Source organism: Gudongella ferriphila, from assembly GCF_046224405.1.
GTDB lineage: Bacteria > Bacillota > Clostridia > Tissierellales > Tissierellaceae > Gudongella.
Genome location: NZ_JBJXRK010000014.1, coordinates 16,068 through 38,317, shown reverse-complemented (window position 1 = coordinate 38,317; position 22,250 = coordinate 16,068). Strand labels below are relative to the sequence as shown.

Sequence of the window (22,250 nt, the reverse complement as noted above, 5' to 3'; positions counted from 1 at the left end):
ATTCACCTCTTATTCTGCAGCCACATCCACCTTTAAGGTAGCGGATACATCTGGATATACCTTCACTTCAACCTCAGTGACACCGGTTGTCTTTATGTTGTCCTTCAATTCTATCTTTCTCTTGTCGATGTCAATCTTATGCTGCTTCATCAGGTTGGTTGAAATATCCTGTGAAGTTACTGAACCAAAAAGTCTTCCTTCAGTTCCACCCTTTGCCTTAATGCTTACTGTCAGGCTTTCGATTTTTTCCTTAAGCTCCAAGGCCTCCTTCATTTCCTGCTCCTTCTGGGCAGCTTCCTTGGCCTTTGACTCCTCCCATTTCCGCAGGTTGTCAGAAGTTGCTTCAATCGCAATATTTCTTGGGATAAGGTAGTTTCTTGAATAACCGTCCTTGGCAGTAACAAGGTCACCTGCCTTTCCCATTCCCTTAACATCCTTCAAAAGTATGACTTTCATCGTTTTTCACCTTCCTTTAAATATTTATCTATGATATCTATAAGGAGCTTTTCAGCCTCCTCCATTGATAGCTTTTCTATCTGGGCACCTGCACTGGTCAAGTGTCCTCCTCCTCCCAGCTTTTCAAGGATCAGTTGAACACTTATGTTTCCCAGGGATCGTCCTGATATGTGAATCTTGTTCTCCAGCTGACTCAATACAAATGACGCCTCCACGTCGTTGATGTTAAGGAGCTCGTTTGCAGCCTGTGCAGCTATGAGTATGGAGTCATCCATCTTCTTCTGAAGCCTTCCGATAGCAATTCTGTCGAATAGGATCCTAGAGGATTTTATAACCTCAGCCTTGTTTACAAAGGTGCTGAAGTCGTCCCTGAAGAGCTGCTTGACCACCGTGGTATCAGCCCCTGCCCTTTTCAGTACAGATGCTGCTTCAAATGTCCTGACCCCTGTCTGGAAGCTGAAGTTCTTAGTATCTACAGTTATTCCTGCAAGAAGTGCCTCCGCCTCAAATTTTGTGAGGTTGGTCTCCTCACCCATGTATGTCAGTACCTCAGTAACAAGCTCTGATGTGGAGGATGCATACGGCTCCAGGTAAGTCAGAACAGGATTGTTAATAAACTCAGCACCTCTTCTGTGATGGTCGATAACAACTACCTTTTCTGTGAGTTCCAGCAGCTCAGGAGCTTCTGTAAGGCTTGGCTTGTGGTTGTCCACAACAATTAAAAGAGATTTTTCATCCATGAGACCTGCGGCATCTTCTCCAGCGATAACCCTCTTAAACATTTCAGGACTATCATTTCTCATCCTTTCCATAAGGTTTCTTATTGATGGGTTCTCTCCATTAAGTACAAGATAGGCTTCCTTGTTCCGATTTTTTATGGCTCTCATAATTCCCACACTGGAACCAATGGAATCCATGTCGGGATTCTTGTGTCCCATTACAAATACTCGTTCGTTCTGGTCAATAAGCTGCCTCAAGGCATCTCCAATGACCCTTGCCTTTACCTTGTTCCTCTTTTCCATGGCCTTGGACTTGCCACCGTAGTAATCAAATGTGTTGCCTACGTTTATAACCGCCTGGTCCCCCCCTCTACCCAGGGCAATGTCTATTGCTGCGCTGGCGTTCTCGTAGGATTCAAGCAGGGTTTTCCCGGCTTGGCAGACCCCAATACTAAGGGTAATTGGAATTGTATTTCCCATATCCATATCCCTGATCTGGTCCAGAAGGTCAAACTTCTTACCCTTTAAGGACTCAAGGGCACCATGGTTAAGTACAACCATATACTTGTCGTTCTCATACTTTCTGACAATTCCTCCATACTGGCCAAAATAGCTGTTGATAAGCTGGTCGATCTCAGCAAGTACAATCGGTCTGTGAATATCTGGAGTCGAGTTCTTAACATCGTCATAGTTGTCAACATCAACAAGGGCTACAACCGTCTTTTCCCTCTTATGCTCCTTCTCAAGCACCACATGGTCTGTATCATCAACCCAATAGAGGACCGTTATGCTTCCTTTTCCAGAGGTCTTCCTATCCTCCAAAAAGTTCGGGTATACCTCAAAATACCTGTCCATATAGCTTATTGACATTGGTTCGTTTTCCTTCTTCTTCATCAGCTCCGAAAGATTGAAATCCGGTACAAGCTCACTGATGGACTTGTTCACTATTTCCTCTTCTCCCAAGAGGGTCAGAAATGGCGTATTGTACCAGGTGATCTTGCCATTGTCGTCAATGAATACCATGGGAAATGGCATGTTGAATAGTGCATGTTTTGCGGCTGAGTCAAAATCATGGGAAAGTCCCTCGATATATTTTGCGATTTCCTTGTTCTTTTCATCAATCTTCCTGTGATTGTAGTACACAAGATAAGCCAGGACCAACCCCATTACAAATGCAACTATTGGTTGAAACAGAGCCATTATTAGTACACTAAGGGCTATTACCAGCAGATACAGCTTAGTATCAGACCATGTAAATATTTTATATTTCATATTCTTCCTCCTACTGGGGTTTTCTTCTTAGCTTCCTGAAATCCAAGACTATATCCAAGCCGCCAACAAGAGAAACGGCGGTCAATACGGGAGAAAATGCTATGGCCATGAAAATTACCAAGCCTCTGGCGAAAGCATTCATTTTCCACTTTATCAGATAGAAGCTTGTTACTGCAAGTCCCTGAAGTATGAAAACAACTCCTACGAGGACAAGCAGATTCAGAAATATTGTGTCATAATATGTCCCATCCAAGCTTCTGCCAATGAAAACTCCTATAAACATTACAATTACTCCCAGTGCAAAATTATTGGGCACTGTAAACCTGTGAAGCCATGGCATCTGAAGTATTCCAATGCTAAGCTTCCTTAGTATCCACACAGTTAGAACATAGTTTGCATAGCTTACAAAAAGAGCCAGAAACATAAGAATGGAAGGTAGGATCAAAATGATATACCTGTAGGCATCCTCAAGCATCCTCCTTGCGCTGTCTATCTCATAGTTGCTAAGGCCCATGCCCTTGAGCATATCAACTTGGATGAACAGGGTCTCCCTAAAGGTGTTCTCCAATTGATTTATAATGCTCAATCCCGTCAGTGAATCAGCCAGGTAGAATACCATAAGGGTGCTTGTGAAAAAAACCAGTGATCCGGTCACAAGAACCTGCAAAGGTCTTCTTCTCCTTTTCATTCCGTATGCAAGAGCTATGGTCAACGGTCCAAACAGTATCAACAGGATAATTCCATTTATGAAATCTCCAGTTCCCAAACCTATTATCAAGGATGCAATGGTCATTACAACTGCTGCTGGGTTGACACCATTCTTGATTCCATATACCACCGCACCTACTGGGTACAATGCAAGTACCAGAGGTGTAAAATATATTGACAGCAGTCCAACCAATACAACAACTGCAGCTGCTCCTGCTCCCTCTATTACCGGTTGAACCCATTTATTGTCTTCTTTCAAAAGTCTCACCTCGTGTCTGCTCCTAGTGTCATTACATGTCATTTCCAAAGTATGCTTACCCTTGATTATATATTAATTTCAAAACAAATAAAAGCCTGGTTATGGTGTTTGTGTCTCAGTAAAGAAAAAAGAGAGGTTTCCCTCTCTCTTAGTCAGCGCTATATGGCAATAGTGCAACTTGTCTTGCTCTCTTAACTGCAATTGTAAGTTGTCTTTGATGCTTTGAGCAGTTTCCGGAAATTCTTCTTGGAAGAATCTTTCCTCTTTCAGTTATATACTTCTTAAGCTTGCTCACATCTTTATAGTCGATATGTGTTGATTTGTCTGCACAAAAGCTACACACTTTTTTTCTAGGCTTAAACCTTCTTTGCATCCTTTTCCCCTCCTTGATTAGAATGGAATATCATCATTGTCGGTAGGGTGGAATCCGTCGATATCGGAGAAGTCCGAGCCGGTTGAACCTGATGATTTCTGGTTGTTGTCTCCCCATTCAAGGAACTCAACGCTGCTTGCCACAACATCGGTTGTGTAAACTCTCTTTCCATCCTTATCATCATAGCTTCCAGTCTGAATCCTGCCGTTTATTCCAACCAATTTTCCCTTGTTTAGGAAGTTGGCTACGTTCTCTGCCTGCTTTCCCCATACGACAATTCTTATGAAATCAGCGGTAGGCTGATTTTTTGATTCCATCTCCATTTTCTTTTCCTTCGAAAGATTTTTGTCTACAGCCAACGTGAATGTTGACACTGGAGTTCCTGAATTTGGTATATATCTAAGTTCAGGGTCCCTTGTCAGTCTTCCGATTAGAACAACATTATTCAAAATACTCACCGTCCTTAGATTATTCTTCGTCTCTAGTGATCATGTGTCTCATAATGCCGTCTGAAATCTTGGCAATTCTGTCGAATTCGTTGACTACATCCGCTCCTGATTCAAAGTTGATCAGTACGTAGTATCCTTCAGCCAAATCATCGATCAGATATGCAAGCTTTCTCATTCCCCATTCATCTACAGTTGTTACTGTACCGCCTGCCTCGATTATCTTCTTGAATCTCTCAAGCAGTGCATTTCTTTTTTCTTCCTCAAGATTAGGGTAAAAGATTACCATTGCTTCATATTTTCTCATTTATTTCACCTCCCTATGGACTATCGGCCCTATTTTCATTAATAGGGCAAGGAACACTAAAGTAGTATAACACAACTTAGGCTGAATTTCAAATGATTTGTTGTATTTTCAGGTGAAAATTCCACCCTATATAAATAAATTTAACACAAACTTTACATATTGCAAGAGGTATCTTTACAGTTGGGTATTATAATTATACCAGAAAATACTAATAAAGGATGGTTTTTATGAGAAGCAGATTTGATCACGAACTTGATATGCTCAACGAGGAGCTAGTATCCATGGGAAACCTTGTGGAAAGCTCCATTGAAGCTGCAGTGTCAGCATTGAAGACTCAGAATGTGGACCTTGCAAGAAGGGTTGTAGAAGGTGACAGGGAAGTAAACAACAAGGAAAGGGAAATCGAGGACCTTGCAATGAAGCTGATACTCCGCCAGCAGCCTGTGGCGGGTGACCTGAGGCTGATTTCCACTGCCCTTAGAATGATTACGGACATGGAAAGAATCGGGGACCAGGCGGCAGACATTTCAGAGATAACAATTATGCTTGCAGACCAGACCTACCTTAAGGAACTGATTCATATCCCTCAAATGGGTGATGCAACCATCAAGATGGTAAGGGAAAGCATTGACGCCTTTGTAAGGAAGGATGTGGAATTGGCCAAGCAGGTTATATTATATGACGATGTGGTGGACGATCTCTTTGATGTTATTAAGGAGGAGCTCATTGGGTATATTAGGGAAAACAAAGGCTCCAGTGAGCAGGCTATAGACTTTATGATGATTGCAAAATACTTTGAGCGAATCGGTGACCATGCTCAAAATATAGCAGAGTGGGTTTACTATGCCATAACAGGAGACCATTACAACGGGAGTTGATAGGAATGAGTCTTATATATTGTGTGGAGGATGACGAAAGCATAAGAGAGCTTATACTCTATGCCCTTAAAAATGCGGGTTTTGAGGCACAGGGCTTTGAAAGCGGTAAGGAGCTGGATTTCAGTACAATACCAGATATTTTGCTCCTTGATATTATGCTGCCTGGAGATGATGGATATGAAATACTTTCCAAGGTGAGAAAAAACCCTAGGACCTCAGACATGCCCGTCATAATGCTCACCTCCAAAACAAGTGAATTCGACAAGGTTCGGGCACTGGATATGGGTGCTGATGACTATATGGACAAGCCCTTTGGGGTGATGGAGCTTATTTCAAGAATAAGGGCAGTTCTCCGAAGGTCAGGGCAAAGAAAACCATTGGATCAGATCTGTCTCCATGGAATATGCCTTGACTCAAAGAAGCACAGGGTGATGGTGGATGATAAGGAAATTATATTAACCCCCAAGGAGTTTGACCTTCTTCAGTATCTGATGGAAAATCAGGGAATTGTACTTTCCAGGGATAAGATAATGAACCAGGTGTGGGGCTTTGATTTTGAGGGAGAGACCAGAACGGTGGATGTCCATATAAGAACCCTCCGAATGAAGCTGGGAGACAATGGCGAATCTGTCCAGACCGTACGTGGAATAGGCTACAGATTCGGAGGTGATTTCTAGATGGAAAAGAGGATTTACGTTTATCTTGCAGCCATAATGTCCATTACCATGCTTGTTACCCAGGTTGTGCTTTCATTTCTGATCAAGGACTATTACTCAGGCCTTGCAAACCCGGGAAGTGTATCAATTTGGGAGATTTTTATTGCAATGATACCTGCAATGATAGGTATTCTAGTATTCCTTTTGGTAATTCTGTTCGTTCTCTCCAGCAAGTTGACCCATATGATCCTTGCACCCATAAAGAGGGCAACGGACAATATTGAAAGTATCCTTTCCGGCAAAAAGGTCCAGGAAGCCTCCATATATCCCGAGGTGAGGCCATTTATACAAACCATTGACCATCAGAAGAGACAGATTGACATGGCCATAAATGAACTTAGGGAGGCGGAGAAAATCCGTCGGGAGTTTACCGCAAATGTATCCCATGAGCTAAAGACGCCCCTGACCAGCATAAATGGTTTTGCGGAGATGATAGCTTCAGGTTCAACATCCAAGGATGATACAATAAAATTTGCCGGAATAATACACAAGGAAGGCACAAGACTATTGAATCTAATCGAAGATATTATAAGCCTTTCAAGGCTTGACGGAGCTCCGAGGGGTCAGGTGTTTGAAGAGCTACAGCTGGATGGCATATCAGAAGGTATCATTCGCCAGCTTATGATAAGGGCACAGGATAAGGATATTGACCTCCAGTTCAGAGGAGAGCCGGTTCTGGTAAAGGGTGACAGCAGGATGATAGAGGATCTTATATACAACCTGGTGGACAATGGAATTAAGTACACAGAGAGTGGCGGAAAGGTTGCTTTGTCTGTATTTTCGTCATCAGGCGAAGCCATTATTGAGGTTTCTGATACTGGTATCGGAATTCCCAATGAGGATCAGTCACGGATTTTTGAACGGTTCTACCAAGTGGATAAGAGCCGTTCCAAGAAGGTTGGCGGCTCAGGGCTTGGACTTTCAATAGTCAAGCACATTGTCCAAAGCCATGGTGGTTCCATCAACCTTAAGAGCAGCCCGGGAAATGGTACAACCATAACTGTGAAGCTTCCAAAATAGTTTAAAAAAATGGTATTCCAATTAAGGAATACCATTTTAAATGTCTATATTATTCTACCAAATCTTCGATTGAATCTATTTCCATATATGCAGGAACTACAAGACCAATTCTAGCACCTTCAAGGTTTGCTCCAAGGTCTTCAAATTCACTTTCATATTTTTCATAGTGGTCTCCATGTGTTCCAGGCAACCATGCAGCTACTATTGCATCAGTCTGTCCAGAAGCTACCGCCTCCCACATAGGTCCATTTTCAACCTGGGTAAGACTTACATCAAAACCCATATCTGAAAGGACTGTACCAATTACGTTAGTTGAAGCGATTTCTGAATCCCAGGCTACATATGCAAGGTTGATTTCAACTCCATCAACTGCGTCCACTCCGTCAGTCCACTCTGCAACCTTGTCCTGATTTTCGTCAACCCATTGTCTTGCAACATCTTCAGGCTCTGCTCCCTCATTGACCTCTACCATAACATCTTCCATGTCTGAACCTTCCCAATAGAAATTGTCAAGTATTTGGAACGCCTCTGGCATATCTTCACTTAAACCCATTCTTGCAATTGTGTGAATATCTTCCGCTTCACCAAATGATCCCATTGGGTCATCAAGATACTTAAGATCATAGGCTGCGAATTTCCAGTGCGGGTTCCACCCTGTTACAATAATAGGCTCTTCGTTTGCAATCGCATCTCCCAGGGCCTGTGTCATTGCTGCTCCCGAGCTTGTCTGAACAGTGTAATCAAGTCCATAGTCTTCAACTGCCTGCTCTGCTGAACGTACAACTCCTGCTCCTGCATCAATTCCTGTAATGGTGTAGTTTAGTGATTCCCCAAGAGATTCCGCTTCTCCACCATTTCCTCCATCGCTTGCACAACCTGCTAAAGCAAGTGCAAAAACTGCTATGGCAATCAATGCAACCTTCTTAAAATTACTGTTAAACATAAATTTAATTCCTCCTTAGATATATCATTACTTATTTCCGTATTGAAATAAGTGTTGTCCTAGTTTTAGTACTTCTTCTTGTTCATTACCTGTATAAGTCTGTCCAGGATTATGGCAAGTATTACAATCGCAATACCTGAAGCAAATCCCTGACCTGCCTGGTTTCTACCAATGGCTCTGTAAACTTCCGTACCAAGACCTTCCGCACCGATCATTGATGCAATTACAACCATTGAAAGGGCTAGCATTATTGTCTGGTTTATACCTTGCATTATTGTGTTCTTTGCAAGGGGAAGTTGAACCTTGAACAGCTTCTGTCCTCCAGTCGCTCCAAAGGCATCCGATGCCTCAATAAGCTCAGTTGGCACTTCACGGATACCCAGGTTTGTAAGCCTTACCACTGGTGGCATTGCAAATATTACAGATGCAATTATTCCAGGTACCATTCCGATACCGAAGAAGGACACTGCCGGAATAAGATATACAAATGCCGGCATTGTCTGCATGAAGTCAAGAACGGGCTTCACTACGTTTTCAACCGTCTCGCTCTTAGCCATCCATATCCCCAGTGGAATTCCGAATACAATCGCCACGAGGCTGGCTGACAGTATCAATGCCAATGTCAGCATGGTTCCTTCCCAATAGTTCAGATTCCAGATTAGAAGCAAGCCCAGCAGTACAAATACCGGAAGTCCCCATATTTTTTTTGTGAGGTATATAGTTATAATCACCATCAAGGCTATGAATACCATTGGTGGAAAGAACATCAATACGTCACTTACTATATCTACAAAAGTACCCAGAAAATCACTTATGGGGTCAAAGAACCACCTTGCATTACTCCTAAGGTAGCTGACCATTGCATCAACCCAGCCTACCAAGGGTATTTGTGGTATATTATTCATCCAGATTCACCTCATTTCCTGATAGCGCAGCCAGTACTGCTCCGCGGACTATGATACCCTTTAAAATTTTCCCCTCTGTTACAGCTACGGGGATAGGTGTATCATAGATCACCTTAAACAGGTCATTCAAGGATATGTCTGGTGGCACTGTTGGAACATCCCTTTCAATAATATCCTCAAGGTCCTTTATACCATTGTCAACGGCCTGTGCTGCTTGCTCGGCTGTTACAATTCCATATAATTCATTGTTGTTCCTGGTGACATATACGCTGGATATTCCAGCCTTCTTCATTCTTTGAAGGGCAACCCTTGGACCATGCTTCTCGATCTGTATTGTTTCAGGTTTTATCATAACATGGGCAGCGGTAAATACCTTGGACCTGTCCACGTCCTCAACAAACTTCTCCACATAATCATTCGAAGGGTTGGTCATTATCTCCTCAGGAGTACCGATTTGAACTATTACACCATCCTTCATAAGAGCTATCCTGTCTCCGATCTTAAGTGCCTCATCAAGATCATGGGTTATAAACAGTATGGTCTTTTTCATTGACTGCTGCAATTCTAGAAGCTCATCCTGCATATCCTTCCTGATCAGTGGATCCAAAGCCGAGAATGCTTCATCCATCAAAAGAACGTCAGGGTCGTTTGCAAGAGCCCTTGCCAGACCAACCCTCTGTTGCATTCCTCCTGAAAGCTGGTTGGGATACTGGTCTTCATAACCTTTAAGCCCCACCATCTCCAAAGCCCTCTTGGATTTTTCCTCTATTTCTGATTTTTCATAGCCCTGAACTTCCAGTCCATAGCCTGTGTTCTGAATAATTGTCCTGTGAGGAAACAAACCGAAATTCTGGAATACCATACTCAGTTTTTTCCTTCTGGTTTCAATCAATTTTTTCTTGTCCATCTTTGACAGGTCTTCACCGTCAACCAATATACTTCCGTCGGAAGGTTCAATTAGTCTGTTAACCAGACGTATCAAGGTTGACTTTCCGCTTCCTGACAATCCCATGATTACAAATACCTCTCCGGCATTTACATCAAAGGATACCCTGTTGACCCCGACAGTCATGCCAGTCTTCTCAAGAATTTCAGCCTTTGACTTACCTTCCTTAAGTAGTTTAATCCCTAGTTTGGGATTTTTCCCGAAGACCTTGGTCAAATCTTCAACTACAATCTTTTTCATCCATTCACCCCGTTCTAACTAAATCTAATCTTTCCAATTATATATCAGTCTATTTCTTGTTGATTGCTCAATTTTTATCCCACAAACCTAATTATCCATGGGATTCCAATGCAAGATATCTGAATTTGGTCATAAAAAACCTCAACAGAATTTCTTTGAGGCTCCATTTAACTATTATACATGTTTTTTATAAAATGTCAAGGGATTATTCCGTTTGTATCGTTTGTTGCGTTTGTACAGTTTTTTCTGTACAATAGTTATTATATAGTATAGACCTTGAATAATCCATATTGATTTTGTGTGGGTATTAATCTATATTAGAAGTAAACAGTAGACTTTAGAATGTTGATAGAATAGAGAACAGGTAGGAGGAAAATATGTCAGATGATAGATTGAAGATAGCAAACCAGGTTGAGGATATAAAGAACAAGGCTACTGCAGCCCTGTCAAAGCAGATTAATTTCTATGGACTTAACCTTTCTGAATCGAGGTTGTTTTCATTGATGTTTCTTGAGGACTCCCCCATGACCCTGGATGATATGAGCAAACAGCTGGGAATGAGCAAGACCTCAATGAGTACGGGAATACACAGTCTTCAGGATGCCAAGATGGTTGAACAGACCTGGAAAAAGGGAGTTAGAAAGGATCTTTACAAGGCGGAGGAAAACCTTTATGCCAGCTTCTCAAATACCTATCTGGAAAAATGGTTTTCTGTCATTGGCAACAATAGAAAAATCTTCAACTCCATCTCCAGGGATATAGCCTCCCTGTTGGAAAAGGTCGAAGACGATGAATTAAGAGAGTCACTTATGAATTATTCACACAAGATAAAAGGGGTTCTTCAGTTCTACACCTGGCTTGAAGCTATGTTTAAGGATATGAAGGAAAGGATAGACAATATGGAATTTGAGAGGGAATAACCCTACAGAATGCCCATTCTGTCTCCATCCATCCTGATCACAATATTGTTTCTTATATAGAGGGTTATTTTATCTCCCCTGGCAAGGGAAATCTCGCCCCTGCAATGGACACTGGTTATTCGGGATAGGATCTCCTCGGATTCATTTCTTCCGATTCCCTTTACTGCCCATAGGACTTTTTTATCCTTCCATGCCCTGTGGAAAAGTTCCAAATGGATCTTTCCCTTATCCACAGGGATTTTGTTTTTTTTGTACTTGTTGCACAGTCTGCAGCAGGATACCAGATTGAAATAGTCATCAGACCCTCCTTCTGAGCGGGGTTCATAGTGGTCCAGGGTCATCTGGCCGGGCTTAAGATGTTTTCCACAATAGAAGCATCTCTGCCCATCCCTTAAATATATGTATCTTTTATCCAGAGCCTTTCGCTTTACCATACGGTTCACCCCAAAAAAAGTCCCCGGAAATTAATTTCCGGGGTTTATCCTACTTCATTTCTTCCTTTATTACATCAGCAAGCAGCTTCATTCCTTCTACTATCTTATCGTCCTCCATGGCAGAATAGTTAAGTCTCATGCTGTTCTCATGACCACCGTTGGCGTAGAATGAGCCTCCTGGAACAAAGGCTACCTTCTTCTCAAGAGCTTTTGCAGCCAGGTCTCTGGTGTTGATGTGGTCTGGCAGTGTTACCCATGTGAACAGCCCACCCTCAGGTATTGTATATTTTACTCCCTCTGGGAACTCTTCCTTCATAACATTGATCATCAGGTTTCTCCTTCTCAGATAAACCTCCTTGATCTTTTCTATGTGCTCCTCTATATCATATTTCTGGAGGAACATTGCAACTTCCATTTGTGATATTGTACTTGACTGTAGGTCTGCTCCCTGCTTCATAAGTACATACTTGTTAAGTATCTCAGGCGATGCGGCAATCCAACCAAGTCTGAATCCTGGACACAGGATCTTGGAGAATGTCCCAAGGTATATTACTCTTCCATCTGTATCAAAATGCTTTATTGACGGAAGCAATTCCCCTTCAAATCTAAGCTCTCCATAAGGATTATCCTCAATTATTGCAACATCATACTTGTTTCCAAGCTCCACAAGCTTCTTTCTCTTTTCCACAGACCATGTCTTTCCTGATGGATTCTGGAAATCCGGTATTACATAGATAAACTTTACATTTGAGCCTGTCTTAAGGGCATCTTCAAGCTGGTCCATATTCATTCCGTCATCCTCAAGCTCTATGTCCATAAAGTTTGGCTCGTATGCCTTGAAGGCATTAATTGCACCAAGGTAGCTAGGCTTTTCAAGGATTATTGTATCACCTGGGTTGATGAACAGCTTTGCTGAGAAATCCAGTCCCTGCTGTGAACCGCTTGTTACCAGGATGTCCTTCGCCTCCACAAATGCCTGCATCTTTTCCATTCTCTTTGCTATTGCTTCTCTAAGTGGTTGGTAGCCTTCTGTAGGTCCGTACTGAAGGGCTTGTGATCCCTTCTCTTCAATTACCTGCTTTGATACTGCTATCATTTCTTCCACCGGAAACAGCTCTGGAGCAGGAAAACCCCCACCAAATGATATGATTCCTGGTTGAGCAGCGACCTTTAAAAGCTCTCTTATTTCTGAAGCTTTCATATTGTCCATTCTTTTTGCGTATTGCAAATTCATAAGTAGCACCTCCGTTTTTCTTCGGAAAACCTTTTCCCCTATTACTATCAGTTTACACTTTCTTGATTAAATTGTCCAGAGCATTTAAAGAACCAGCTCCGCCTTTTCACCGTCCCTAAAGTACCTGTGAAGGTCATACGCTGAAAAAATGCCCCTGTCAGTTACAACTCCACTTACAAGATGGGGTGGCGTTGCATCAAAGGAAGGATAATATCCCTGTACACCCTCCATTGCAGTCCTCACTCCCATTGCCTGGAGAACAAATTCAGGGTCTCTCTCCTCAATTGTTACCGTGTCTATTGTCTCGTGTCCCTTGTCGGGAATCCCCGTTACAAAGTACGGAATCCCAAGATGCTTGGCCACAATTGCTATTTGGTAGGTACCAATCTTGTTTACTATGTATCCATCCATACATATTGCATCTGCCGCGGATGTGAAAATATCCACCTTTTTCTTCTCCATTACATAGGCTGGCATGTTGTCGGTTATGACGGTGGTATGGAAGCCCTGGTCCTGGGCAACGCTTGCAGTTAGCCTTGCTCCCTGAAAGTAGGGCCTGGTCTCAGGGCAGATCACCTTGATATCCTTGTTCCTCTCCTTTGCCTCCCTTAGCATCAGCCCAACAATAGTCTCCCCAAAGCACTGGGTCATTATTGTGCCCTTGTCCGGGAACATGTCAACAAGATTAACCGCAACCTTTCCAATTCTTCTATATCTGTTGTCGGTATGGTCAACCGTATGTAGAAATATTGCCTCATCGACCCTTCTGCCTTCCTTAAGTGCAGTCTGTGCAACTTCTAGACACCCCTCCACTATGATCCTCATCCTCTTCGTTGTGGTGGGCCTTGCAGTGGCAATTGTATCAGCTGCCTTTCCAAGGTACCTAAGCTGGTCCTCTTCCTTCATACCCTTGGCTTCATATGCAGCCAGGGCCATTCCCATTCCCGCCGCAGTGTAGGGTCCGGCACTTTGAGTAACCATATCCTTTATGGCTTTAGCCACCTCCTGGTGACTTTTGCAAACTTCATATCTTACTGTGGTGGGATAAACCCTTCTGTCAAGAATCTTTACCTTGCCTTCCTCATACCACGCCACATTTTCATAGCGAAGCATAAAAGCCAGGTCCCTGTCTTGTCTTTCCATCCTGCACCTCCTAGATTTCCTTGATTATTTGCTTTATCAGCCTTTCCACCTTCTCCTCGGATTTTTCTCCGACTTCGTTTACCTCCTGGGTGGTTACAGGATCTCCTGTTATTCCTGCTGCCATATTTGAAATCAGTGATATTCCCAGAACCTTGATTCCACAATGGGCAGCTGTTATTGCCTCGGTTACGGTGGACATTCCAACTGCATCACCACCTAGAATCCTCATTGCCCTTATCTCAGCAGGGGTCTCAAACTGAGGTCCTGATGCGTAGAAATAGACCCCTTCCTTCAGTTCTATGCTCTCCTTTTCTCCAACCCTCTTAGCAAGATCCCTCAGGTCTCTGGTGTACATATCCGAGACATCAAAGAATCTTGGTCCAAACTCAGGGATGTTCTGTCCCCTTACAGGACTCTGACCCTGAAGCTTGATATGGTCATTTATAAGCATTATGTCCCCGGGAGCCATATCCCTGTTTATTGCTCCAGCTGCGTTTGTAAGAATCAAGGTTTCAACTCCCAAAAGCCTGAACACCCTTATTGGTATCGCAAGTCTTTCAAACTCATAGCCTTCATAATGGTGGAAGCGCCCGCTCATGCAGATTACCCTTTTTTCCCCCAAATTCCCTACAATCAGCTTCCCAGCATGACTCTCCACTGTTGACAGCAGAAAGTTTGGAATCTCCTTGTAGTCTATAACTACGGGATCCTTGATTTTTTCAGCCAGTCCTCCCAGACTTGAACCTAGAATCAATCCAAACTGAACCTCTTCTCCTATTCTTTCCTTTATGTAGTCAGCTGCCTTCTTATAGTATCCGTATGCATACCTCATTATGTTTCCCCTCCCTGAATTCATCTACTTAAAGTATATCAGATTCACAATAGAAAAATAAGGGCCTAAAATAAGGCCCCTTGAACTATTCTGCCAGTTTGTAAATCTCTATGGCATCTGATCTGTCAATTTTCTTTAAAGCTCCAAAGCTACCCATGGATGTTGCAAGGTCAGCCATCCTTTCAAACTCATCAGTAGGCAGCCCCGCCTCTGAGAGGGTTCTGGGCAGACCTATCTTTTTCAGGAACTCCTCAAATCTCCTGATACCCTCCAGGGCAACGTGCTCCTTGGTATTTCCCGCAGCCGATACTCCAAATACATTTACCGCAAATTTGTTGAATATATCAAGGTTTTCCCTGTATACGTACTTCATCCAAGCAGGGAATATTATTCCCAGGGTCACCCCGTGGGTGGCACCGTAAAGGGCGCTTAGCTGGTGACCAAGCTGATGGCTTGCCCAGTCATCCTCCCTACCCATACCCAAGAGTCCGTTGTGGGCAATGGTTCCCGCCAGCATGATTTCAGCCCTTGCATTGTAATCATCAGGGTTTTTCACAAGCTTATAGGCATTGTTCATAACAGTTTTTATGGTTGCCTCAGCAAGCCTGTCGGTGAGTTCAACATTTTCCGTATGAGTGAAATACCTTTCAAAAATATGGGACAGTATATCCATTACCCCTGCAAAGGTCTGGTCTCTTGGAAGTGTCATGGTGTATTCCGGATCCATAATTGCAAACACAGGTCTCAACAGGTCGTGATTGACTGCCAGCTTTAGCTGTTCATCCTCATTTGTAATGACGCTGCCCATGCTGGCCTCGCTTCCCGTTGCAGGTATAGTAAGTACAACCCCCACAGGAAGTGCCCTCTCCACCTTTTCCTTTCCAAGGAAAAAGTCCCATATATCAGCATCCGTAACAGCTCCAAGTGCTATGGCCTTGGCGGAGTCAATAACACTTCCTCCCCCGACCGCAAGAATCAGGTCTATTTCATTCTCCTTTGCCAGCTTTATTCCCTCACGTACCATGGAAAGTGCGGGATTAGGCTTGACACCTCCTAGCTCGACCACCTGGACTCCAGACTTTTTAAGCTGATTAATAGTGTCCTCATAAATACCATTCTTTTTTATACTGCCTCCTCCGTAATGAAGGAGTATCTTTTTGTATTTTCCTTCCACAAGCTTGGGAAGCTTCTCTAAGCTACCCTTCCCAAACTTGATCATGGTCGGTGAGTAGAAACTGAAATTTTTCATAATAAATCTCCTCTCGTTCTGGATATTTATTCTATACCCAGAAGAGAGGAGTTTAGTTTGGAAATCAATAATTCCAATGCCTTTCATTGTATATTTCATCCACAATTGTCAGGATATCCTCGTTATCAACATTGTTAACAAGCCTGTTGTAGATTTCATTCCTGCGTTCGTAGGCTCCGCCCTTTACCATCTCAAGCAGAAACTCCTTTAGTACCTCCATTTCCTCATCTGGTGGAGGATTCTCTCCCAGTCCAAGAATGGCGCTTCTGAAGGCCTCTCCCTGGAGTCTTGATGGATAGAATCTATCATCAAGAAGCCTTTGGACTGCCAGGTCATAATCTCCCAAGTATATATGAAGGAATACAAGACTATCAGGGAGGAAATTTTCAAGATTCTCAAGAGCATTCCTGGCCTCTCTGTAATCTTCCTTGGCAAGGTATAGCTTGTACATATTGTAATGGCTGTTGTCATTGTCAACTTTTCCTAATACCTCTATCCCATAGCTTACCTGCTTCTCAAATTCCAGGATCTCATCTGTATCCATTTGCGATAGTGTACTATTTAGCAGATCCGCTTTCAACCTTTCATCACTTATTCCTTCTATTAGTCTAAAAGCTTTTTCCAGGTTCTTTTCACCCTTCTTCCAGCCTATTCCATATATCTTTACAAGGCTTGAAACAGCCTCCACGTTATCGGGGTCATCCTTTAGGACATTCTCATAGTACAGGATTGCCTCTGGATACATCATCTTAGCCACAAGCTCTTGTCCTTCTGAAAGCTCCCCTTCGATCATTATGCTTGGGATTTCATCGTAGTATGTTCTCATTGGAAAGCTGCTTGTAATGAGAAGATTCTCTGAATCATAGGCATTAACTATTATTGGGTATTCACCTCCTGGCAGGAACTTGCCAAGTACTGCCCCGGAGCCCAGAATCCATTCCTCTCCTTCAAAGGTCATCCCTCCGGTTTGGTTTCTGAAGTCTGATATCCTAAAATGTGCACTTGTTTCAACAAACCTGCCCTCGCCGTTGATATCCTCAATGGGACTTCTGAAGGATCCTCCGGATTTTGCCAGGGGATTTGAAAAGATAACAGGTTCAACTGTGTAGTATGCCGCCTCCGGTACGTTTTCCCAGGATACCGTAAACTCATCCTCTACCACAACTTGACCTGGCTGAGGTGAATAGACTTCGAAGGTGTCTCTGAAGGTGTACTCAACGTATGCATCACCACGGGACAATTCAACATAACCTGCCTTGTTCTTCTGGAAAACCTTGTCTGTTAAAAGACTCGAGTCAAGGCCCAGTCCTACATCATAGAGTCCATCAGCTAATCCCATTGTCTGGAAATATCCATTTTCATCGGTAATTGCCACATAGCTTTCTCCACCGATTCTTATTCCTCCATCTGCATTGAGAATATAAACCTCCACAAATGCCATGGGCTCACCTTCATATGTTACCCTACCTGTTATTTTGTTGCTTCCTGAAAGAAGCTGCTCGTTTTCCTGTAGCCAGAAATTTCTGCTGCCATATGCTCCTGAAGCAAAGTAATTGTATTCTACCTGTCTCCAATCCCTGTTCTGATACGATTTGTACTCCTTTTTTGCAGCCAGGATATTACCCTGTGCCAGGTGGATTTCCGCCTGCAGGATATCCAGTCTTGGATCATCAAGTCCTTCGCTTTTAAGTTTTATTATTATATTTTCAGCCACTTCAAACTCTCTGTTGACAAAGTGGAGATATGCATTGTAAATAAGTGATTTCTCACTTAGATTATCATCCCTTTCACCATGCTCGATAAGCTCCTTAAGTGCTTTTACATCACCTTTGGCAATTGAAATATCCATAAGCATCCTATACGCATCAATGTATAGCTTCTCTTCATTTCTTGATGGATCTTTTTCAAGAATTTCCTTCAGCAGCTGCTCAGCCTTTAACATGTCCTCCTGTGTGGTTTCCTCTCCTCCGCCCCAGCCTTGCTGGTAGATTGTAAACTTCTGAAAGCTCTTTACGAGACTTTTTGCATAGTCAAGTCTTCCCTCAATTGAATCATCCATTTGGATGAATCTTTCATAGAAAAGCTCCGCCCTTGGGGAATCCTTTCTGTCCAGGTATCTGGCAATTGCCAGAGTGCTTTGGGGAATGGCCCAAAGATAGCCCACCGAAAGCACAATAAGAACCATAAGGAGTGTCTTTACCTTTATCTTTATCTTCATTTCCTGGTCACCTCTTTATTTTCCTGAATCATAACCTGGGATCCTGCAATCTCAATTGTGGTGAATCGATAGTGCTTTTCCAGAATTCCCTCCGGCATGATTGAAACTGCAAGTAAGGCTGCCACCGCAACAGCTGCGGGTATGAGCGGTATCTGAAGCTCATAGTTTAGAATACTTCTTATCCTTCCATATCTGGACCTTGTTGTCTTATCCAAAATACTATCCATCATTTTATCCGTAAACTCCATCTCAGACACTTCTTCATCAAAAATTTTCTTTATGTCATCCTTGAAAATATCTTCCCTATTCATCTTCAGAACCTCCCCTCTTCATTTCTTCGCCAAGAATCCTTCTTGCTCGGGACAATCTACTCTTGATCGTTCCTTCCTTTTCCTTCAAAAGCTCTGATATCTGGGCAATGCTAAGGTCCTGATAATAGAACAGAACCAAAACCTCCCTATAAATTGGATTGAGTCTTTCCAATCCAATTTTTAGCTCCTCCAGATGGAGCTTTTGCTCCAGCTGGTTCAGTGAATCAGAATCATCAATCAGCTCTTCATTAAGACTTAAATCATAGCTTCTTTTCCTCAGCGTGTCCCTGGAAAGATTTATTGCAATTCTGTAGATCCAGGTATATAGGCTACTCTTCCTGTTAAAGCTCTTGATGCTCTTAAAAACCCTTACAAAGGTTTCCTGAACAACATCTTCAGCTTCCCCCCTGTCCCTGAGTATAAGGTAACAGGTACCAAGAAGCTTGTTTCCGTATAGCAGCATCATATGCCTAAAGGCATCCTCCTGCCCATTTATAAGTCCATCAATCATTTGGTTTTCTGTCACCTTCAACCCTCCTTACCCTTTAGACGCAAATTCCTTAAAAAGGTTGCACAAAAAAAGAGAGAAATCTTCTCCCTTTATTTTATGACACAGATCATTCAGCACTCTCTTCCGGCTTGTGATGTACAATACTTATCCACTTGTCACCCACTAAGATTTTTCTAACCCTTTTCTCAAACTCAATTCTGGTAAGCCAAATCTGTCTTTCACAGCCATTGCATTTAAGCTTGATATCAACACCTGTCCTTAGTATTTCCCAATTGTTTTCTCCACATGGGTGCCCCTTCTTCAATGTAACCTGGTCTCCAACCTTGTAGTATAGCATTACCTGTCTCCACCTCCATAGACTACAACCTTTGAATATGGTATCTCTATGCCTTCACGGTCAAAGGCCTGCTTGTACCTTTTTCTCATTTCCCTTTCAACTGCCCACTGCTCCATTGGCTTTGTCTTTGCAATGGTCCTTATGACAACATCTGAGCTTCCAAAGCTTGCAACTCCCAGGACTATAGGGCCTTCGATGATATTGTCGTTGGTCTCTGCGATTTCAGAACTTATTCTTTCCATTACCTCAAGGGCTCTGTCAATGTCAGCCTCAAAAGCAATTGATATATCTACAAGTGCTCTCATTGCACCTCTTGTTCTGTTGGTAACCACCGTAATGGAGCTGTTTGGTATGATGTGAAGCTCTCCTGTAAAGTCCCTGATTTTGGTTACCCTTACACCAAGCTCCTCAACTATCCCCTCCTTGGAATCAATCTGAACATAGTCCCCAACAGCATACTGGTCCTCCAGGAGAATGAAAAACCCAGTAATGATATCCTTCACTAGAGACTGGGCTCCAAATCCAATGGCAAGGCCTCCAATACCTGCAGTTGCGATTATTGATGCTGTGTTTATATTAAAAATCTCCAGGGACATAACTATGCCAATAAAGAACAGTGTATACTTGACCACCTTCTTAAGGATATTGGTCAGTGTATCCCTCCTTCTGTCCGATATCTGAAATTTACTGAAGCTCTTATAGGTTAGCGTTCTGTCTATGATTCTATTGGCAACTTTCACAATAACTCCTATGGCAATAAATATAAGGAGTATGGTAACAATTTTCCCAATTAGGTTTAGGTCCCCATCCGTGTTTTTTAGAAAAGAATTTATTGATTGCTGTACCCCGTCATAAAGGTTTTTCAATGATTCCATCCCCGCCTCCTAGTCAAGTTTCCTTAAAGCTCTTTTCCCATCAACTGTCTGCAAATGATGGAGCTCCTTGTATTCCAGCTTCCCAGACCTCTTTAGCTCCATAACCTTCTCCAGGTCATCGATTGCAATCCTTATGGCAAGTCCGCAGCTAAGTGTAATATCCCTGGGTGTCGGTATTGTCTTCGTTATTATTCCTTCCTCCGTCAATATCCTCTCCGCCCTCATTGCATGGTGGGTGGACTGGAAGGTCAATATCCCAAATTCGTTCATTTTAATCATCCTATCGTAATTGTGTTTGTTCCGGACTGCATCTTTTCATATATGGTGTACATGTTCGAAATGTCTCCGACCGCCAGGCTGTCCTTCAGGTTGTAGAAGTCCAGGCATGTACCGCAGGAGATAATCTCAACCCCCGCATCCAGCAGGTCTTGAAGGTCATCAAGAACAGGGCTGTCCTTAACTGTCAGCTTGACTCCCCCGTTATAGAAAAGGATGGCTTTTGGATGAGGTTTAGTTTCATTTACAGTATATATAAAGCTCTTCATAAGAAGTTTTCCCAGCTCTTCATCCCCCTTGCCCATCTGGTCGGATTGAATCACCAATACCATTCCGCCATCTGGTTTCTGAATGATTATATCTTCATCCCTTTCCTCTTCCTTCTCCCCGGACTTTAAAATCGTAACCGCAAACACAGTTCCTCCAAGCTCCTCCACGGAAAACTCAAGGCCCATGCTCCCTGCCAGCTTTGAAAGGTTCTCTCGGGCTGTCACGTTGTCCACAACAGTCCTTACGGATCCGCCCTCCATGCTGTCAAGCTCCTTTTTTGTCAAAATTACAGGCTTTGGACAGGCAAGACCCTTGGCATCTATTTCTCTAATCATTGTATATCCTCCTCAACTACTTCCTTATCCTCTATCCTAACTATATTTACGCCATTTTCAGTGGTTACAATCAAATCATTGAACTGACTTTGAAGGTCAACGATTTTCCAGTTGAAGCTATGGCTTGCAATTTGCTCCATATGTCTGAAAACAAGCAAGTCCTTCTCCCCTGCCAGAATTATATACTTCCCATGGGCATGGAGCTTTACATAGTCAATCCCAAAGGTCGCTTCATGGATTGTCTTTCCTTCCTTGTTTAGGATTCTCAAATTATCCCCATATATGGCATATATCTCATTACCGTCCACCAGAACATCCTTTAGAAGTGGAAGTTCCCTTCCCCAGACAACCTGACCGTTCATTTCAAGGTATATTCCTGCTTCTGTTACTATCAACCTGTCATTTCCAACGCTTAATACCTTTATTATAACCAGGTCTCGAAGGTCATAAAGCTCCGCTTCACCTTCGGAAGTATACTTGACCAACTTCGTGCCAATACCCTTATCCTGAAGCTCCAGAATGGTGACCTTGACACCGTCAGCTTCCAGGCTGTAGTCTATGGGGTAATTATTTGTGAAGATCAGGTTTTCCCTGTGTTCTCCATCCACACCATAGATTTTAAGCAGGTCTCTGCCTTCTTCCTTTATATGGACAATATGACCTTCCTTGCCCGGCCTGAAGGAAAATATCTGGGCTTTCTCCTTTATCTGAGTCAATATCTGCCCATTGAAGTTGATTACGACCCCTTCACCACCTACTCTATCGAACACCCCAATCAGATTATCATTTATGACTAGCCTGGGGTCATCCATAAGAAAGGTCCTTTCCCAAAGGATCTTTCCTGACTCATCTGAAACTGACATCTTCTCACCATTCCAGGCAAGGTATCTCCCATTGATGTATTTTATCCCTTCCCCTGGGATATGCCTGATTTCAACAACTTCCTTCTCAAGGGTTGAGAAGCTATCCAGATACCTTACAAACCATTTCTGATTCTCCTCGAAGGAAAAAAATATCATGGTTCCTGCAATTACAAGTATAAATATTGTAAGGATTACTCTCCCAAGACTTTTCATAGTATGTCCCCTCAAACACCAGGGACGGTTCTTTTTGTTTG

The 22,250-nt window shown here is 42.9% G+C and carries 26 protein-coding genes; 4 read left to right on the top strand and 22 right to left on the bottom strand.

What is annotated here, in order from left to right; translation table 11 throughout:
• Positions 1 to 9: 9 nt before the first annotated feature.
• The 6 genes from rplI to rpsF all read right to left on the bottom strand — a co-directional run bounded on the left by rplI (position 10) and on the right by rpsF (position 4,540).
• Positions 10 to 456: a 50S ribosomal protein L9 gene (gene rplI, locus ACKVDP_RS08805; RefSeq protein WP_409228454.1), complete on the bottom strand. Its 447-nt coding sequence runs from the start codon at positions 454 to 456 to the stop codon at positions 10 to 12.
• Entirely contained in the window at positions 453 to 2,447 is a 1,995-nt protein-coding gene (locus tag ACKVDP_RS08800; RefSeq protein ID WP_409228453.1) for a DHH family phosphoesterase, read from the bottom strand. The genes rplI and ACKVDP_RS08800 overlap by 4 nt, the downstream gene beginning before the upstream one ends.
• A 10-nt stretch (positions 2,448 to 2,457) precedes the next feature.
• Complete coding sequence (locus tag ACKVDP_RS08795) at positions 2,458 to 3,423, bottom strand: DUF2232 domain-containing protein (RefSeq protein ID WP_409228452.1); 966 nt, start codon at positions 3,421 to 3,423, stop codon at positions 2,458 to 2,460.
• A 139-nt stretch (positions 3,424 to 3,562) separates the two neighbouring features.
• Entirely contained in the window at positions 3,563 to 3,787 is a 225-nt protein-coding gene (gene rpsR, locus ACKVDP_RS08790) for a 30S ribosomal protein S18 (RefSeq protein WP_409228451.1), read from the bottom strand.
• Between the two features lie 17 nt (positions 3,788 to 3,804).
• Positions 3,805 to 4,236 carry a single-stranded DNA-binding protein gene (locus tag ACKVDP_RS08785; protein WP_409228450.1) on the bottom strand — a complete coding sequence of 144 codons (432 nt, stop codon included), beginning with the start codon at positions 4,234 to 4,236 and terminating at the stop codon, positions 3,805 to 3,807.
• A gap of 19 nt (positions 4,237 to 4,255) precedes the next feature.
• Positions 4,256 to 4,540: a 30S ribosomal protein S6 gene (rpsF, locus tag ACKVDP_RS08780; protein ID WP_409228449.1), complete on the bottom strand. Its 285-nt coding sequence runs from the start codon at positions 4,538 to 4,540 to the stop codon at positions 4,256 to 4,258.
• 227 nt (positions 4,541 to 4,767) lie between these two features.
• On the opposite strand from rpsF, the gene phoU reads away from it, so the two are divergent.
• The 3 genes from phoU to ACKVDP_RS08765 are packed head-to-tail and all read left to right on the top strand — an operon-like array spanning position 4,768 to position 7,154.
• The gene (gene phoU / locus ACKVDP_RS08775; RefSeq protein ID WP_409228448.1) at positions 4,768 to 5,418 is read left to right on the top strand and encodes a phosphate signaling complex protein PhoU; all 651 of its coding nucleotides are present in this window, start codon (positions 4,768 to 4,770) and stop codon (positions 5,416 to 5,418) included.
• Between the two features lie 5 nt (positions 5,419 to 5,423).
• On the top strand, positions 5,424 to 6,095 hold the full coding sequence (locus ACKVDP_RS08770; RefSeq protein WP_409228447.1) for a winged helix-turn-helix domain-containing protein: 672 nt from the start codon (positions 5,424 to 5,426) through the stop codon (positions 6,093 to 6,095).
• Positions 6,096 to 7,154, top strand: coding sequence for a sensor histidine kinase (locus tag ACKVDP_RS08765; protein ID WP_409228446.1), 1,059 nt, complete (start codon positions 6,096 to 6,098; stop codon positions 7,152 to 7,154). It abuts the gene before it with no gap.
• A gap of 49 nt (positions 7,155 to 7,203) precedes the next feature.
• On the opposite strand, the gene ACKVDP_RS08760 is transcribed toward ACKVDP_RS08765, so the two are convergent.
• The 3 genes from ACKVDP_RS08760 to ACKVDP_RS08750 all read right to left on the bottom strand — a co-directional run bounded on the left by ACKVDP_RS08760 (position 7,204) and on the right by ACKVDP_RS08750 (position 10,188).
• On the bottom strand, positions 7,204 to 8,097 hold the full coding sequence (locus tag ACKVDP_RS08760) for a glycine betaine ABC transporter substrate-binding protein (RefSeq protein WP_409228445.1): 894 nt from the start codon (positions 8,095 to 8,097) through the stop codon (positions 7,204 to 7,206).
• A gap of 65 nt (positions 8,098 to 8,162) precedes the next feature.
• A complete protein-coding gene (locus tag ACKVDP_RS08755) occupies positions 8,163 to 9,002 on the bottom strand; it encodes an ABC transporter permease (RefSeq protein WP_409228444.1) in 840 nt (279 codons plus the stop codon).
• Positions 8,995 to 10,188: a quaternary amine ABC transporter ATP-binding protein gene (locus ACKVDP_RS08750; protein ID WP_409228443.1), complete on the bottom strand. Its 1,194-nt coding sequence runs from the start codon at positions 10,186 to 10,188 to the stop codon at positions 8,995 to 8,997. Before ACKVDP_RS08750 ends, ACKVDP_RS08755 begins: the two co-directional genes overlap by 8 nt.
• 377 nt (positions 10,189 to 10,565) lie before the next feature.
• Between ACKVDP_RS08750 and ACKVDP_RS08745 the strand changes: the two genes are divergently transcribed.
• Entirely contained in the window at positions 10,566 to 11,108 is a 543-nt protein-coding gene (locus ACKVDP_RS08745) for a GbsR/MarR family transcriptional regulator (protein WP_409228442.1), read from the top strand.
• Between the two features lie 2 nt (positions 11,109 to 11,110).
• Here ACKVDP_RS08745 and ACKVDP_RS08740 read toward each other — a convergent pair whose 3' ends face one another.
• The 13 genes from ACKVDP_RS08740 to ACKVDP_RS08680 form a co-directional block, all read right to left on the bottom strand.
• Entirely contained in the window at positions 11,111 to 11,542 is a 432-nt protein-coding gene (locus tag ACKVDP_RS08740) for an HNH endonuclease (protein ID WP_409228441.1), read from the bottom strand.
• Between the two features lie 49 nt (positions 11,543 to 11,591).
• The gene (locus ACKVDP_RS08735; RefSeq protein WP_409228439.1) at positions 11,592 to 12,776 is read right to left on the bottom strand and encodes an aminotransferase-like domain-containing protein; all 1,185 of its coding nucleotides are present in this window, start codon (positions 12,774 to 12,776) and stop codon (positions 11,592 to 11,594) included.
• An 84-nt stretch (positions 12,777 to 12,860) separates the two neighbouring features.
• Positions 12,861 to 13,919 carry an S-methyl-5-thioribose-1-phosphate isomerase gene (locus ACKVDP_RS08730; protein ID WP_409228438.1) on the bottom strand — a complete coding sequence of 353 codons (1,059 nt, stop codon included), beginning with the start codon at positions 13,917 to 13,919 and terminating at the stop codon, positions 12,861 to 12,863.
• A 10-nt stretch (positions 13,920 to 13,929) separates the two neighbouring features.
• Positions 13,930 to 14,751, bottom strand: a complete 822-nt coding sequence (locus tag ACKVDP_RS08725) for a purine-nucleoside phosphorylase (RefSeq protein WP_409228437.1) — start codon at positions 14,749 to 14,751, stop codon at positions 13,930 to 13,932.
• 85 nt (positions 14,752 to 14,836) lie between these two features.
• Positions 14,837 to 16,000 carry an iron-containing alcohol dehydrogenase gene (locus ACKVDP_RS08720; protein WP_409228436.1) on the bottom strand — a complete coding sequence of 388 codons (1,164 nt, stop codon included), beginning with the start codon at positions 15,998 to 16,000 and terminating at the stop codon, positions 14,837 to 14,839.
• A gap of 64 nt (positions 16,001 to 16,064) precedes the next feature.
• Complete coding sequence (locus ACKVDP_RS08715; protein WP_409228435.1) at positions 16,065 to 18,218, bottom strand: hypothetical protein; 2,154 nt, start codon at positions 18,216 to 18,218, stop codon at positions 16,065 to 16,067.
• Entirely contained in the window at positions 18,215 to 18,529 is a 315-nt protein-coding gene (locus ACKVDP_RS08710; RefSeq protein WP_409228434.1) for a hypothetical protein, read from the bottom strand. The genes ACKVDP_RS08715 and ACKVDP_RS08710 overlap by 4 nt, the downstream gene beginning before the upstream one ends.
• Positions 18,522 to 19,055, bottom strand: a complete 534-nt coding sequence (locus ACKVDP_RS08705; protein ID WP_409228433.1) for an RNA polymerase sigma factor — start codon at positions 19,053 to 19,055, stop codon at positions 18,522 to 18,524. Before ACKVDP_RS08705 ends, ACKVDP_RS08710 begins: the two co-directional genes overlap by 8 nt.
• 91 nt (positions 19,056 to 19,146) lie before the next feature.
• A complete protein-coding gene (locus ACKVDP_RS08700; protein ID WP_409228432.1) occupies positions 19,147 to 19,377 on the bottom strand; it encodes a DUF951 domain-containing protein in 231 nt (76 codons plus the stop codon).
• Positions 19,377 to 20,252 (bottom strand): mechanosensitive ion channel family protein, encoded by an 876-nt coding sequence (locus tag ACKVDP_RS08695; RefSeq protein ID WP_409228431.1) that lies wholly within the window; start codon positions 20,250 to 20,252, stop codon positions 19,377 to 19,379. Before ACKVDP_RS08695 ends, ACKVDP_RS08700 begins: the two co-directional genes overlap by 1 nt.
• Before the next feature lie 9 nt (positions 20,253 to 20,261).
• Entirely contained in the window at positions 20,262 to 20,522 is a 261-nt protein-coding gene (locus ACKVDP_RS08690; protein ID WP_409228430.1) for a DUF3343 domain-containing protein, read from the bottom strand.
• A gap of 5 nt (positions 20,523 to 20,527) precedes the next feature.
• Positions 20,528 to 21,133: a sulfurtransferase-like selenium metabolism protein YedF gene (yedF, locus tag ACKVDP_RS08685; protein WP_409228429.1), complete on the bottom strand. Its 606-nt coding sequence runs from the start codon at positions 21,131 to 21,133 to the stop codon at positions 20,528 to 20,530.
• Positions 21,130 to 22,209 carry a DUF5711 family protein gene (locus tag ACKVDP_RS08680; RefSeq protein ID WP_409228428.1) on the bottom strand — a complete coding sequence of 360 codons (1,080 nt, stop codon included), beginning with the start codon at positions 22,207 to 22,209 and terminating at the stop codon, positions 21,130 to 21,132. Before ACKVDP_RS08680 ends, yedF begins: the two co-directional genes overlap by 4 nt.
• Between the last annotated feature and the right edge of the window lie 41 nt (positions 22,210 to 22,250).